This window comes from Cognataquiflexum aquatile, from assembly GCF_003316845.1.
Taxonomy (GTDB): domain Bacteria; phylum Bacteroidota; class Bacteroidia; order Cytophagales; family Cyclobacteriaceae; genus Cognataquiflexum; species Cognataquiflexum aquatile.
This window is the reverse complement of sequence record NZ_QMIK01000004.1, coordinates 582,690-596,973: the sequence shown is the minus strand read 5'-3', so window position 1 is coordinate 596,973 and position 14,284 is coordinate 582,690. Positions and strand designations below refer to the sequence as shown.

The 14,284-nt window shown below is 41.2% G+C and carries 13 protein-coding genes; 7 read left to right on the top strand and 6 right to left on the bottom strand.

The features are described from left to right. Window positions 1–84: 84 nt before the first annotated feature. Window positions 85–606, top strand: a complete 522-nt coding sequence (locus tag DQW11_RS14105; protein WP_113924701.1) for a transposase — start codon at window positions 85–87, stop codon at window positions 604–606. A 442-nt stretch (window positions 607–1,048) separates the two neighbouring features. On the opposite strand, the gene DQW11_RS14100 is transcribed toward DQW11_RS14105, so the two are convergent. The 5 genes from DQW11_RS14100 to DQW11_RS14080 form a co-directional block, all read right to left on the bottom strand. Beyond that, on the bottom strand, window positions 1,049–2,599 hold the full coding sequence (locus DQW11_RS14100) for a DUF1501 domain-containing protein (RefSeq protein WP_113924700.1): 1,551 nt from the start codon (window positions 2,597–2,599) through the stop codon (window positions 1,049–1,051). 5 nt (window positions 2,600–2,604) lie between these two features. Continuing rightward, window positions 2,605–4,332, bottom strand: coding sequence for a DUF1800 domain-containing protein (locus DQW11_RS14095; RefSeq protein WP_113924699.1), 1,728 nt, complete (start codon window positions 4,330–4,332; stop codon window positions 2,605–2,607). 303 nt (window positions 4,333–4,635) lie between these two features. Further along, entirely contained in the window at window positions 4,636–5,655 is a 1,020-nt protein-coding gene (locus DQW11_RS14090; RefSeq protein ID WP_113924698.1) for a DUF481 domain-containing protein, read from the bottom strand. A 97-nt stretch (window positions 5,656–5,752) separates the two neighbouring features. After that, complete coding sequence (ygiD, locus tag DQW11_RS14085; protein ID WP_113924697.1) at window positions 5,753–6,586, bottom strand: 4,5-DOPA-extradiol-dioxygenase; 834 nt, start codon at window positions 6,584–6,586, stop codon at window positions 5,753–5,755. Between the two features lie 137 nt (window positions 6,587–6,723). Further along, window positions 6,724–8,004, bottom strand: a complete 1,281-nt coding sequence (locus DQW11_RS14080) for an alkaline phosphatase family protein (RefSeq protein ID WP_113924696.1) — start codon at window positions 8,002–8,004, stop codon at window positions 6,724–6,726. A 67-nt stretch (window positions 8,005–8,071) separates the two neighbouring features. Here DQW11_RS14080 and DQW11_RS14075 point away from each other — a divergent pair, with 67 nt between their 5' ends. From DQW11_RS14075 to DQW11_RS14055, 5 genes are all read left to right on the top strand, one after another. Beyond that, window positions 8,072–8,533 carry a YdeI/OmpD-associated family protein gene (locus DQW11_RS14075; protein WP_113924695.1) on the top strand — a complete coding sequence of 154 codons (462 nt, stop codon included), beginning with the start codon at window positions 8,072–8,074 and terminating at the stop codon, window positions 8,531–8,533. Window positions 8,534–8,537: 4 nt separating this feature from the next. Beyond that, window positions 8,538–9,161, top strand: a complete 624-nt coding sequence (locus tag DQW11_RS14070; RefSeq protein ID WP_113924694.1) for a hypothetical protein — start codon at window positions 8,538–8,540, stop codon at window positions 9,159–9,161. A gap of 211 nt (window positions 9,162–9,372) precedes the next feature. Beyond that, window positions 9,373–10,200, top strand: coding sequence for a fumarylacetoacetate hydrolase family protein (locus tag DQW11_RS14065; RefSeq protein ID WP_113924693.1), 828 nt, complete (start codon window positions 9,373–9,375; stop codon window positions 10,198–10,200). Between the two features lie 109 nt (window positions 10,201–10,309). Further along, on the top strand, window positions 10,310–11,374 hold the full coding sequence (locus DQW11_RS14060) for a sensor histidine kinase (RefSeq protein WP_113924692.1): 1,065 nt from the start codon (window positions 10,310–10,312) through the stop codon (window positions 11,372–11,374). Next, window positions 11,367–12,086, top strand: a complete 720-nt coding sequence (locus tag DQW11_RS14055; protein WP_113924691.1) for a LytR/AlgR family response regulator transcription factor — start codon at window positions 11,367–11,369, stop codon at window positions 12,084–12,086. The genes DQW11_RS14060 and DQW11_RS14055 overlap by 8 nt, the downstream gene beginning before the upstream one ends. 51 nt (window positions 12,087–12,137) lie before the next feature. Here DQW11_RS14055 and DQW11_RS14050 read toward each other — a convergent pair whose 3' ends face one another. Further along, complete coding sequence (locus DQW11_RS14050; RefSeq protein ID WP_113924690.1) at window positions 12,138–12,587, bottom strand: D-Ala-D-Ala carboxypeptidase family metallohydrolase; 450 nt, start codon at window positions 12,585–12,587, stop codon at window positions 12,138–12,140. 237 nt (window positions 12,588–12,824) lie between these two features. On the opposite strand from DQW11_RS14050, the gene DQW11_RS14045 reads away from it, so the two are divergent. Continuing rightward, window positions 12,825–14,225: an aldehyde dehydrogenase family protein gene (locus tag DQW11_RS14045; RefSeq protein WP_113924689.1), complete on the top strand. Its 1,401-nt coding sequence runs from the start codon at window positions 12,825–12,827 to the stop codon at window positions 14,223–14,225. Window positions 14,226–14,284: the final 59 nt, after the last annotated feature.

Genomic DNA, 14,284 nt, shown 5'->3' with positions numbered 1-14,284 from the left:
AAAAGAAGGGAGCCAGCCTCCCATTTGCCAATGTCAGTGTCTTCACTGACATTCCAATTAAACTAAACTCTTTAATCCAGCTAAATGGAATTAGACAAAGTATACTTCTTCACTGCTACTATCCTTGATTGGAAGCTGTTGTTGCTCCCTGATAAACACAAATCAATTCTTATACAGAGTTTAGCGTATTTGGTAAATGCAGGAAAATTAAAAGTCTATGCCTTTGTAATCATGCCAAATCATATTCACATAATTTGGGAATTTTTAGAACAAAACGGGAAAGAAATGCCTCATGCAAGTTTCATGAAATATACCAGTCATTTGATTCAAAAAGACTTAAGAAAAAATTCTCCAAATGATTTAAAGTCATTTGCAGTCAATAGTTTCAATAGAGATTTTCAGTTTTGGCAACGAAATTCCTTGGCTACTGAGGTATATACACCTTCAGTAGTTATTCAAAAGCTAAATTACATATACAATAACCCATGTAATGGAAAATGGATGCTAGCTGCAAGTCCAATAAATTATACATTCTCTTCAGCATATTTTTATGAAACAGGAAAAGATGAATTTGGATTTCTTACCCATATTGGTGAGAGATTATGAATGGTTTTTTCAGTTTCATATTTACTCTAATGAAATAAAAATGAGAAAGAAGTCAGTGGAGACACTGACTTAGGCTCAAAATCATTGATCCATCTGCAGAAAGACCCTCAGGAAATATCAGGGAAATTCTGGACAAACATTTGGATAAAGCGGTTTAAAACCTTCAACCAGTCAATGACGACACTGACCGAGGCAAAAAAGAAAGGAGCCAGCCTCCCAACTGACTCCTTCTAACCAAACTAACCAATAAAAAAATAACCATTGTTTTGAAAGATACGAAGCCCTGGATGTTCATCTTGCTCTGTATCCTTTCGTGATCTTGTCAAAGAAGAAAAAAGGAGCCAGCCACAACGCCGGCTCTTTTCTGTCTAACTAACCAAAAAACCACTAAATATTATTCAAAAAATGAATGAGGGAAGTGCTTTCCAATTCCCTGTTCCATTTATAACTTGATCAAATGTGTCGTTGACCTCCTATAACCATCCATTACTCTGAGGATATACCTTCCGGGAGGATAGATAGAAAAATCAACTACCTGATTGAACTGCCTGTTTTGGACCGTTCCTTCATAAACCTTGGAAACATCCCTGCCTTGGCTATCAATGATGTCAATCCGGATATTTCCTGAAAAGACATCAAACTTAACCGTGGCAAAATCCCGAATTGGATTTGGATAAACCTTGAGATTGCTTGGTTCTTCTTGGCTGATGGACGTAATGAGTGCATTTTTTACCACAGGAACTTCATCAAAACTCCCCATCATCACGGACTTGTTGATTGAAGAATCTGTACCAAACCATTGCGTGAGCAAGGAACTATATACCTGCCTGAAATCATGCTGCATGGGGATATTGTCGCGATACTCTTCTGAACCTGTGATCAAAGGAGCCTTGCCCTTAAATCCTCCATAAGACATATTGCCAAAAATAAACAGCGGGGCCGAAGCACCGTGGTCTGTACCTCCACTGGAATTGGACACGATCCTTCTTCCAAATTCGGAGAAAGTCATTCCCATCACCCTATCGGCACTTCCCAAAAACTCCAGGTCATTCATAAATGCCATCACAGCATCGTTAAGGTCTTTCAGCAAATTGGCGTGATTGCCTTTGGTACGGTCTCCTCCGTCTACCTGATTGTCATGGGTATCAAATCCACCCATCCGGACCAAGTACAGCGGTGTTTTCAACCCACCTGCGATCAACCTTGAAACAATCCTAAGCTGATTGCCTAACCTGGTGTCAGGATATATTTTCTGTTGAGTTACCTTCTGAGCAGCGCTCCTGACCACTTTCCCATATTTTTGCGATTGCTGGGCAATCAGCCTAATATATCTTAATTTTTCACCTGCAGGTGTGTCCGGGGTTTCATCCAATTCATTGTTCAGCAATTGATAAAACTGGTTGGTATTGTTGATGATCATGCTGAACCCGGCCTTTTCTCCCTGAAAAAGCATGGAAGAACCATATCCAATCTCCACTGCCAAAGGATCCGGGTTTTCCCCATTGGGATAAGCCTCAGGATATTGCGGATGGGTTGCTTCCAAATACCTTCCTGTCCACCCGGAGGTGACCAACTCGTTGGCATCAGATCCACTCATCCAAATGTCTGTCGACCGGAAATGTGAAAAATTCTGCTCCGGATAACCGACCGAATGCAATACCTGTAACCGTCCTTCCTCATACAGGGACTGGAAACCCGGAAGCGAGGGATGCAATCCAAAATCAGCCCCTTTGACAGGAAGAATACTGCTGTCCGGAAGCACCACATGTGGCCTTACTTTATTAAGCTGACTCAGATGTGCCAAAGGAATCACCGTATTCAATCCATCGTTTCCTCCCTCGAGGTAGATCAGGACCAAAGCTCGGTTGGATTCATTGGCTAAATGCAAAAATTTTTCAAGCGTCTGTCCAAAGCTATTGTTGCTCATCGCTCCCAAAAAACTGGGGATGGCAAGACTGTGAGCGGCGTGTTTTATAAATGACCTTCTTTTCATAAAAATTACATCAGTTGCGCTTCTCCCATCTGCAGTAAAAGCTGGAAAGCAGGTTTGAGTCTGTTTGTCACGATTGTGGCACTTTCTTGGTCATTGGGCGAAGCCATGTATGTCAGCCAGGCACCTGACCAATAATAGTCCTGATCTTGTCCATTGAGCAAAATCTTTTTGGCAAGGTCAATCTGGGTTTGGGACAATTCCAATCCAAGGTTGATCAAGGCAAATTCTTTGATCAACAAATTTGGATCCTCCGGAACAGTGAATCCTTTGACATATGCCAAAAGGTCTGCTTCAATATTGACCGAATTTGAAATCCAATACCCCCAAAATATCATGGAATCTGAACCTATCGCTCTCTTAAGGATAGTATGGGTGTTGATCCATATCTTATCATATTGGGGAGCCTGGTAATAGGGAGTCCATCCGGCTACATTGGGAGGTTCTCCTGCTTCCATTCCCATTCCGCTCATATCCCATAGGATGGCTGAATAAAAATCCTTTTCTGCCATCGCGCTTTCGGCTACAGGCATATCAAAATTTCTCCAAAGTCCCAAAATAAAATCAAAAGGGCTTTTGATCAGGGCGCCAATAATTTCGGGATGGTAAAAATGGGCCGAAGAAAACAGCACTCTCAAAGCCGGTAAAATATTGTAATTGTTTTGCCTGATAATGGCGGCCAAAGGTGTAATGACATTGACTTCAGCCGACTCTGTGATTTCACTTGCCACGAAGAAGGTATAAAGCTTGCGGGCAAGATGCTTGGCGGATTCATTGGTAGCAAAAATCATGTCCAACATTTCATCCAATTCTCCGGCACCTTCCTCCCCTGCTTTACCGGTAATTACTTTATTTCCATAAAAGGACGAAAATTGCTTGTTGCCGAGATGGTGCATTTCTGGGTTGAAATAGGATTGGGGTTCTCCGTTAGAATGGATACTTTCCCAATTGACCGTCCAACCTGTCAGCACCCTTGCTGCGGATTGCACATCCTGTTCTTTATATCCCGCATCTTTCCCTTTTCCTATACAAAAGAGTTCCTGTAATTCCCGTGCAAAGTTTTCATCGGGAGTTTCCTTGTTGTTGAACGCCCCACTCAAAAAAACCAGCATGGCAGGATCTATCGTCAGGTCACGGATCATGGTTTTGAAATTGCCCAAAGCATTGCTGTGCAGCATGTTGATGTAGCGATAGCAAGACTTAGCCACAAAAACCTGCCACATTTTGATAGGAAGAAAATTCCACCAAAAAAGCACCATCTTTTCCTGAATCCCACTGCTCGAGCCTAAGATCCTCCCGATCATCCAGGCTTTAAGCGCCACAATCCTGTCCCCTTCAAATTCCTGGTTAAACTTGGCCTGAACGAAGGTTTCACCCAAAGGAACATCAGGGTCAATCTTGTTTTCACTTACTTTATTGTAGTTATTGACAGGTTCAGTAAAAGGCGTAAAGGATGCCAATGACCCAGAAATGATGATGTCGAGAGATTTTCCTCTCAATCCCCTCAATTCTTCCAATGTTGCACCAAATCGGGTTCTCTTGAGAAAATGTACCAAATGGGCATCTGTCAATTCTCCGGAAAAGGGCTCCAAGCCTGCCTCAATGTACTTGAGTCTTGCATTGGAATAGACTCCGGGATCGGACGAAAAGTCCAAGCCTGAAGTCAAATCAGGAGGGGCTACCTTTTGGTATTGTGGCTGCAGGTGTCTATACTGACCAGGTCTGATTGGAAACATGTGCGCTGTTTTAACTTAAAAAGGTTGGTATAATTTGCTTGAACAACAAAAGACTGAAACCAACAAAAGCGAGATATTTTGATTGGGTCCGGCTATTGTTTGTCTGCAATCAGAAGATGTGACTCTCTAAAAACGAACAATCAATTCCTTTTTATTGCATTGGGTGACAAGCAATTATACAGAAAAGTATAAATTATAAAAGTTAAGTGCAATATCGGTTTGAAAATAAATTTTTGGTTTATGGTATTCTGATATTGGCAGAAAAGTATTTGTATTTCAGACCAAAAAAATAATTTTGGATTACTACCAACTCCAACCAAAAGTCGTCTGCAATATGTAATCATGGATATTTGCACCGGGTGTAGGTTGGTTGTCGTAGTTCCATGTCAGACCGGTTTTGATATAAAAATCCAGGGGCAGGTTGTACTTCAGATCAACTTTATAATCCACCCTAACCCTACCTTTTTCCGTGATACTTGGGTACACATAAACGTTTGAAAGCAAGCTGATTTTTCCGACATCAAATAAGTTAACCTCAGAACCAAACCATGACTCGGCACTCTGTCTGTTTACAGCATCTCCAGCAAACCTTTCATTGTTGAAAGAAGCACCGGCTGAAAAATTCCAATACCAGTGGTTGGAACGCTTAAGAAAATTACCTAGTCCTGCTTTTGTATTGGACCTTAGGTCGAGCTTTTGTTCAGTATTGGAAAGAATATCCAGTCTACCCACTGCAAACCAATCTTTTTGAAGAAAATAAATGTAGGTTACGTTGGCATCTAGCCTCCCTATACCTTCTGTGTCGTCCTGAACAGAAGCCAATACGTTAAAAGAACCACTAAGCAACCATTTTTTGGCAAGATATCCCACACGGCTTCGGATAGTAAGCTGTCGCTGATTTTTGGCTTTTGTCATGGTATAACCCAAATCAATCTCCGCCTTTAACCTATCCAAAAATCTGTTTTCAACTTCACTGATGCCTATGACCTTGTCAAGTTGGATGTCTAAGGTTTCTGATTTTTCGGGCTTGAAAATCACTTTCCCCGACTCTGACCCAATAACATTTCCATAGGTCCTTATCCCGTCTGTAGTAGTGATGATAAAAGGAGCTTTTGTAATAATCCTATCCACTTCCGCCCATTTGATTCGGAAATCATCTTTGCTATAAGGTGTCGAAATGGTAATGACTCCTCTGTCCATCGACTTAATATCTCCGATAATGAGGTCTTTGCTTTTGAAAAAAATGGTATCTGTTTGGGAAAAAATCGGGGTTACAGCAAAAAAGGCTAAAACAAAAGCCAAGCCTACAAAACAATGCTTCATATAGTGATTAATAATGGTGGATTTCTTGGGTCAAATTAAAAAAAAACTGCAAAATTTTATCCCAATATAAAAACACACCATTTCATTTGTCGGAATACTATCCAAACTTTACCGAAGTCATCGTCAAGGAACCTCCTACTGCTTTGTCATTGAAAAATGAGACATCTTCCTTTTCTCCCTGTATACCCAAAAGGTACAAAAGTGGGAAATAATGGTCCGGTGTAGGAATAGCAAGCCTACCGGCATGGCCAAGATTTTTATAATCTATCAAATCGCGATGATCTTTTGATTGGATTTTGGTTTTAAACAAAGTATTCATTTCCAAAGCCCAATCAAAACCAAACTCAGGTCCATTCAATTTGTTCCAAGCGACCATCCGGAGATTGTGAACCATATTCCCACTGCCGATAATCAGGACTCCCCTTTTTCTCAATTCCCTCAATTCCTTTCCCAATTGGTAATGAAAATCAGGACTTTCGTAATAATCAATACTGAGCTGCAAAACAGGGATATTGGCATCAGGATACATGTGTCGCACAACCATCCAAGTGCCATGGTCCAAACCCCATTCGTGGTCCAATCCAACCGGAACTGAGGTAATCAGCTCTGAGGTTTCCTTTGCCAATGTCGGACTGCCGGGGGCAGGATATTGCACTTCAAACAATTCTTGAGGAAATCCCCCAAAGTCATGGATGGTTTTGGGATGGTCCATCGCGGTGATCCAAGTTCCGCGGGTCAACCAATGTGCCGAAACCACCAAAACGGCTGAGGGTTTTGGGATTTCCTTTCCCAAAATAGACCACTGCCTGGAAAATTCATTGTCCTCGATGCCATTCATCGGAGACCCGTGACCGATAAAAAGTGCAGGCATCAAATGGGTTGATTTTTGGTCTTGTGACCAATTGTAAAGGTTTTTAAGCGAACCGGTCATTGATATTTGTTTAAAATGATATTAATTGATATTGGATATTGGTTGATATTGTTACAGGGACCAACGTTTTGTTTGATTACTTCTTCCGTCTTTCGTCCCAATAAAGAAGAAGAATTGACCTATCAAGATCAAAACCCTTATTGATCTGCGTTTTTCACCCAATAATTCAGAAATCCTGTCGGGGTTTCCAATACGACTTTGGCATTTTGGAATGCGTGGTTTGAAATGTCAAATTCGGCGGATTCATCCTCTAAGTTTACTTCCCCGAGCAGGATATACGCATCCTTGTTCCCATACCGGAATTGGTTTCCAAAGGTGATCCAAGCTTTCCCAACCTGCTTTTCCCCAAAATTCTTCCAATTGATTTTCAATCTTCCGCCTTCAATTTTTCCTGAAAGATCAGTAGCAGAAACCTCGCCCAATAAGGAAACCCCGTCCAACTCCATGGCATGGTCCTTTGGAATTGGAATTCCAAGGTAACGTGCCACCGTGGGGAAAACATCTACTATCGCAGGATTTTGAATAAATCTCTTATTGAATTTAGAGTTGCTTGCGATCCAAATTTCCCTTTCGGCATCAGACTGCCCGCCATGATGGTATCCTCCCTGAGCCCTGCCATGGTCTGTCGTCACGATCAGCAAATATTCTTCTTCGTTATTTTTCTCTCTTTCTTTGATCGCTCTCCATATTTCCCCCAATTGCCTGTCCGCTTCTTGGACTGCGGCATCCATTTCCGGACTGTTTCCATAGCGATGCCCCATGTCATCGGTGTATTGCAGGTAAACCCAAGTTAAATCAGGAGCTTTGGTACTGATTTCTTCCACGGCTTTTGATGCTACCAATTTATCTATCTCATGGATATACCGGCTCAAGGTGTCGTGGGGAAACCTGACTGTGTCCAGTTCCAATCCGTCAAAATGGTAATCCAACTTTAAATTGCCTGTTTCAGGCAATCCTTCGCCAAGCAATTTGGTCCGATTGTCCAGCCAGGTAGAATAGATGGCAATGGTCTTTTGGGGATAAGTTTCCTTAAAATGCCTAAAAATACTCCAATAATAGTAATTGGGAATTTGGATATTGTTGTCTTTGACATTGTGTTTGTTGACCCAGGTTCCTGTCAACATGCTGTTGTATCCGACTGCAGATATGGTCGGTGTCTCCGAATATCCGCCCTTTTCTCCTCCAAGCCATGCACGCGCATACCCACCAGCAGAAGAAATGCTGTCAAGATTTGGCGTCGAGACTTTTTCGATTATCGAAGCGGGAATCCCATCCAAAATGACCAAAACAACCTTTTTTGATCTTACTTCAGGTTTATCTGAGCAGGATGTTGTGACCACAATCCAACAAAAAACAAGGCATATAAAAGCGATTTTTTTGAAATATCCTTCCTGAATATCGCTAAAGATTGGGGCCATAAGGTTTATAAATTGATTGTTAAATTCCTTAAATTTAAAGGGAATTTGATCAGGCTTCCAACCACCGATGGATAAAAAACCATTTATAGAAAATGATTATCTACTTCAAAAATTTGAAGGCAAAGGAGGATGGACTTATGCCTTGATACCGGAAGTCTCCCAAGAAAAACGGTTTCCTTTTGGCCTAAAGAAAGTCAGCGGAAGCATAGATAATTTCCAACTTGAGAATTGCACGCTTATGCCCTTTGGCAATGGTCAGTTGTTTTTACCTGTCAAGGCTGAAATCCGAAAATCCATCAAAAAGGAAGCAGGAGATTGGGTGAGGATTACACTTTTTGGGGAAGAAAGTCCGGAAGTGATTCCCGGTGATATCCTGGAATGTCTCAAAGAAGCCCCAAATGCCTACAAAAGATTCAAGGAACTTTCTGATTTGGAACAAAAAGAAGAGATAGATGCTATCATGGAAGCAAAGAGGCAGGACACCAAGGTGGAAAAAATCGTCCGGTTGATAGACAAGCTCAACTATTGAAACCATGCAAAAGAATTTCGTAGCCTTTTTCCTTTTCCTTATACTATTTGGTGCCATACCTGTTTCCTGTGACATTATTTGCCTTGATACCTGTGGCTGTGGCGACAATCCTCCGCCTCCCAGCTTTACGATAAAAGATTTTGAGGCGAGTGATTTTTTGGTTGGACAAACTTTCAATCCTGATTTCTACTATCCAAAGGAAGATTTATACAAATTGATTGAAGTGTCTGATTATGAATTTCTTTCACAAGCCGAGAATCCCATTCAGGGAACCGGATTGGTCCAAGTAGCCACTGCCTGTAGTCCGGCGCCAAACCAATCTTCTGAAAGCATTACAGTTATAAAAATCACTGCCAAAAAACAAATTGGAATTTCACTCGGGTCAGACATCGCAATCGGGTCAGACATTTCGGGATATTTTTTGGTTTCAAACTATCCTTCAAATTCTGCAGAAACCATTTCTGATTATTTGAAAGGAAAGCCAAAAATTTATCTTGGAGACGGGCTTTTTCTAAAATGGAATTCTCCTTTGGTCGAAAATCAGGAATTGGTTTTTGATCTTGAAATCGGACTGAGTAACGGGAAAGTTTTCGTTTTTGAGGATGAAAAAATGAAGCTTTTGAAGTGATGATCTGAAAATTGTCCATCCATAACATTCAATATGTGTTCAAATCTGGAAGGTGAAATCCCCGGTTTTTTGTAAAGGCTTTTTTCAAAATCACCGTCCCCCATATTTATTGGTCTGCTTAGGGAGTTTATCTGTGTTTTCATCAATTTAAACCAAATGAAACAATACAAAATAATTAACTTTCAGATCAAACCTACTTTAACCATAACCCATGAAAATCTACAAAACCGCCCAAGGCATCATCATTGAATCAGAATCAGGATTTTTTAGATCCAAAGAAAAAAACTGGAACACTTTGGTGAACAGTGAAAACCTTTTTCAAAAACTTCAGGAAGAAGTTTCTAACTCCGAAAAAATCGATTGGTCTCCAAAGGAAATTGCTGCACCGATCGGAACACAGGAAATCTGGGCTGCGGGCGTCACTTACTTCCGAAGCCGTGAAGCAAGAATGGAAGAATCCAAGGAAAGCGGCGCTGCGGTATTCTATTCCAAAGTCTATGAAGCCGAAAGACCCGAACTGTTTTTCAAATCCACCTACTACCGCGTCGCCCAACCAAACGGTAAAGTCCACATCCGCAAAGATTCCAAATGGAATGTTCCTGAGCCCGAATTGACGTTATTTATCAATTCCGCAGGTCATATCGCAGGCTATACCATCGGTAACGATATGAGTTCACGCGATATCGAAGGAGAAAATCCACTCTATCTTCCACAGGCAAAAAGCTACGACTATGCAGCCGCTATCGGTCCATGCCTCTTTGTTCCGGAGAAGCCCATCCATCCCGACACCAAAATCCATATGAAAATCGAGCGGTATGGGAAAACCATCTTCGAAGGGGAAATCTCCATCAACCAGATGAAACGAAGCCATACCGAATTGGCCGGATATCTTTTTAGAGAAATGGCATTTCCGGATGGCGTCTATCTGATGACCGGAACTTGCCTCGTACCGGATGACTCATTTACCTTACATGACGGTGACAAAATCAGCATCGAAATAGATGAAATCGGAACTTTGGTCAATATCGTAGGCAGGTAGGCATTCATCCATTGAATCCTGCAATCCTGTATTGTGGGAATTCTTTTCTTGAGGTTTTTCCTGTTATTTGTACTATCGATCAAAGAACAATCATCGGTAAATCGGTTTCATGAAAAAAATCAGACTAAATAAAAAACAACAATATTGGCTGCTGCAGATAGTCGGGTGGCTTTCGATTGTTTTTGTAGAAACCATCAATTACACTTTCTTCATTGTCAGACAGTTTGTCTGGGAATATGTATTCCAGTTTTGTCTCTTGGCAGTTTCGGGATTGGTCGCTTCTCATTTGTACAAAACTCTATTTATCAAACCTACCACTTTTGAAAAAAGCCTTTCCAAAATCTGGGGAAAGGCTTTTTTAGATACCTTTTTCATCACTTTGATCATGGTATGCACTTTTTTTGTGCCTGTCATTTTCGATGATCCAGCCTATTTCTCCACAGCAGATTTTTTGATCCAGTTTTTTGGTCAGATGATGAATATTGCACGGTATGTGGTGGTATGGATCATTATTTATTACCTGTACCATATTTTGGACAGGAACAGGATTATCTCCCAACAGAAACTGATCGTAGAAAACCTGGCAAAAACCTCTGAACTGGAACTTCTCAAATCTCAACTCAATCCTCATTTTCTGTTCAATGCGCTCAACAGCATCAAGGCGCTTGTACTCATAGATGCCGAAAAAGCCAGGGAAGCCATCATCAAGCTGAGCGAACTGCTACGATTTACACTCAACTATGAAAAGACTCCTTTGATCAGGTTATCGGATGAAATCGATGAAGTCGTCAAGTATTTGGAACTTGAAAAAATAAGGTTTGGGGACCGATTGGATGTACATATTGACCTCCAGGAAGAAACCTTGGATGCCAAAGTCCCACCCGCGATGATCCTCACTTTTGCTGAAAACGCCATCAAACACGGAATCACCCAGCTTCCGGATGGAGGAATCATCGAAATCAAATCCACTGCCAATTCCCATTCGCTGAAAGTGGAAGTTTGTAATACAGGAGAATTGAAAGAAAATGAAACCAAGGGAATCGGCCTGAAAAATTCAAGCAGGAGGCTTCAAACTCTTTTTGGGGAAAAAGCGGAACTGCTTCTCAAAGCCAAATCGCCCGACAAAGTATCTGTTTCTATTGTGTACCCTTTGAAATACAGCAACCATGAATAAGAAATGTTATTTGGTCGATGACGAAATCCTAGCCATCAGGGAACTGGAAACCATGTTAAAAGCTTTTCCCGAATTGGAAATCATCGGCAGCAGTGACCGCGCCACCAAGGCCGTAGAGCAGATCAATTCCCTTAAGCCGGAATTGATTTTCCTGGATATCAACATGCCGGGAATGAATGGTTTTGAATTGCTTGAAAAATTGGATGAAGCTCCGGATGTGATTTTTGTGACGGCCTATGATGAATATGCCATTCAGGCTTTTGAAGTCAATGCATTGGATTATATCCTAAAACCCGTAAATCCCGAAAGGTTAAAAGATGCCATTAACAAAGTCCAAAAGAAGACAATCAAAGAAAAGTCTCTAGAATCTGAAAAACTTGGCCTGGATAAAAAAATCTTTATCAAAGATGGTGAAAAGTGTTATTTCGTTCCTGTCAAAGACATCTTTTTGATAGAAAGTGAGGGGAACTATGTTCGGGTATTTTTCGACAATAAAAAACCACTCCTGCACAAATCGCTGACTTATATGGAAAGCAGGCTTGCCGAAGAGGTTTTTTTTCGTGCCAACAGGCAATATATCCTCAACCTAAATTTCATCAAAAACATTGAGCCGTATTTCAACAGTACGCTTTTGATCGAAATGCAAAACGGCCAAAAAATAGACCTCAGCCAAAGGCAAAGTGTCAAATTCAGAGAAATAACAGGTGTGTAATTTGGATTTACACACCTGCTTATTTTCAAAAAAAGAAAGTTCCTCTAATTTTTAATCGGGAATATACTTAGTCGATCCATTTTCTTTGACCGCTCTGAGACACTGTCGTCGATTGGCCGAAACATTAGGGTTGTAAGAAACATGCACCCACCTGTCAAATTCCTGAATCAGCTGATCAAAGACAAGACCGCTGTTTTTGATCCTTTGGTAAAGCTGCTCTGTGGTGAGGTGCCCTACATTTATATCCGCTGCCATTCCAAATAGATGTTGGCTGGTTTTGGCACCACCAATGGCCTGATTGACTCTCGGACATCTGTAACCGCTGCTTGTAAGAATCGCTCTTTGCAATCCATCTCTCAAAGGTTGCAGGACGTTTTGACATAAAGCCCTCAAATTGTCTATGACTGCTTGGTCAGGTGAGAATTGTTCATCAAAGCCGAGTCTGACCGCAGATTGGCTTGCCAACATTTCATCAAGGTAAAAGTTTTTGGTTAGGTTCATAATGGAATTTTGTAAAGTTGTAAATTCTAAAAATATGTTTGTGTAGAGCTAAATTTAAAAATATTATACCAATAATTGGTCATTCTATAAACTTTTGACATATAATATTAAAAATGGCAGATTTTAATTTTGAAAATAATAAAATGAAAAATCACCGAACAAACAGTTTCTTCTTGTCCGATTTGGAATCCAACCATCCTACAACAATATTGAATACATAAACCAAATTTACGCTTTATGAAAACCTCCTTGATGCTAAAAGTATTTTCGCCATTTGACCAAAGTCTCCTAGGCGAAATTCCAATGGATGGAAAGAAGGAAGTTGAAATAGCTTTGGAAAAAGCCAATTCACTTTTTCAGGATAGAAAAAAATGGATTCCTTCCCATCAAAAAATAGCAATCTTAGAAAAGGTCGGAGATTTGATGAAATCCAAAATAGAGGAATTGACCATAACCGCAACCAAAGAAGGTGGCAAACCTTATCAAGATTCCAAGGTAGAAATCTTCCGCGCCATCAACGGTGTAAAAATAGCTTCCGAAGAAATCGGCAGATTGACCGGACATCAGATCCCGATGGGATTGACTCAAGCCTCTGTCAACAGGTTGGCCTTCACCATGCGTGAACCGATCGGGGTGGTAGTTTCCATTTCAGCCTTCAACCATCCGTTAAACCTTATTGTCCATCAGACGGTGACAGCATTTGCGGCAGGCTGTCCGGTAATTATCAAACCGGCATCTACGACACCGATGTCCTGTCTGGCTTTCGTCAAAATCCTTGAAGAAGCAGGTGTTCCTGAAGGATGGGTTCAGCCTTTGATCCTAGATAATGAAAACTCAGAAGCATTGGTTACAGATTCTAGGGTAAATTATTTGTCATTCATAGGTTCGGCAAAAGTCGGTTGGTACCTGAAGTCAAAACTCTCTCCAGGGACCCGCTGTGCCTTGGAACATGGTGGCGCTGCCCCTGTGATCGTTGAGCCTGATGCTGATTTCAAAGAAATGGTACCTGCGTTGGTCAAAGGAGGTTTTTATCATGCCGGACAAGTCTGCGTATCTGTTCAGAGGATTTTTGCCCATGAATCCATCGCCCGAAAGTTGGCAGATGAAATTGCCAAGTCAGCCAAGAAATTAATTGTAGGCGATCCTTTGGACCCAAAGACAGAAGTTGGTCCGCTGATTTTGCCTAAAGAAGTGTACAGAATCGAGGAATGGGTTAATGAAGCCATAAAACAAGGTGGCGAAATCCTTTGCGGGGGCAAGAGAATATCGGAAACATGTTTTGAGCCAACGGTCGTTTGGAACCCTTCACAGGAAGCCAAAGTGTCCAAAGAAGAAATATTTGGACCCGTTGTCAGCGTGTATCCATATTCCGACAGAGATGAGGCCATAAAACTGGCAAATTCCCTTCCATATCATTTTCAGGCAGCAGTTTTTACCAAAGACTTGGACATTGCCTTCGATACCGTCCAAAAACTCAATGCAAACGCGGTGATGGTCAATGACCACACAGCATTCAGGGTGGATTGGATGCCATTTGGTGGAAGAGACACTTCCGGTGAAGGTATGGGAGGTATCCCCTATTCCATGAAAGAAATGACCAGAGAAAAATTGATGGTGGTGAAAAGTAAGTATTTGTAAGAAAAAGCATTGAATCAATAACCTCCTATTCAATTGAATGTATTGTGAAAATGAATGCG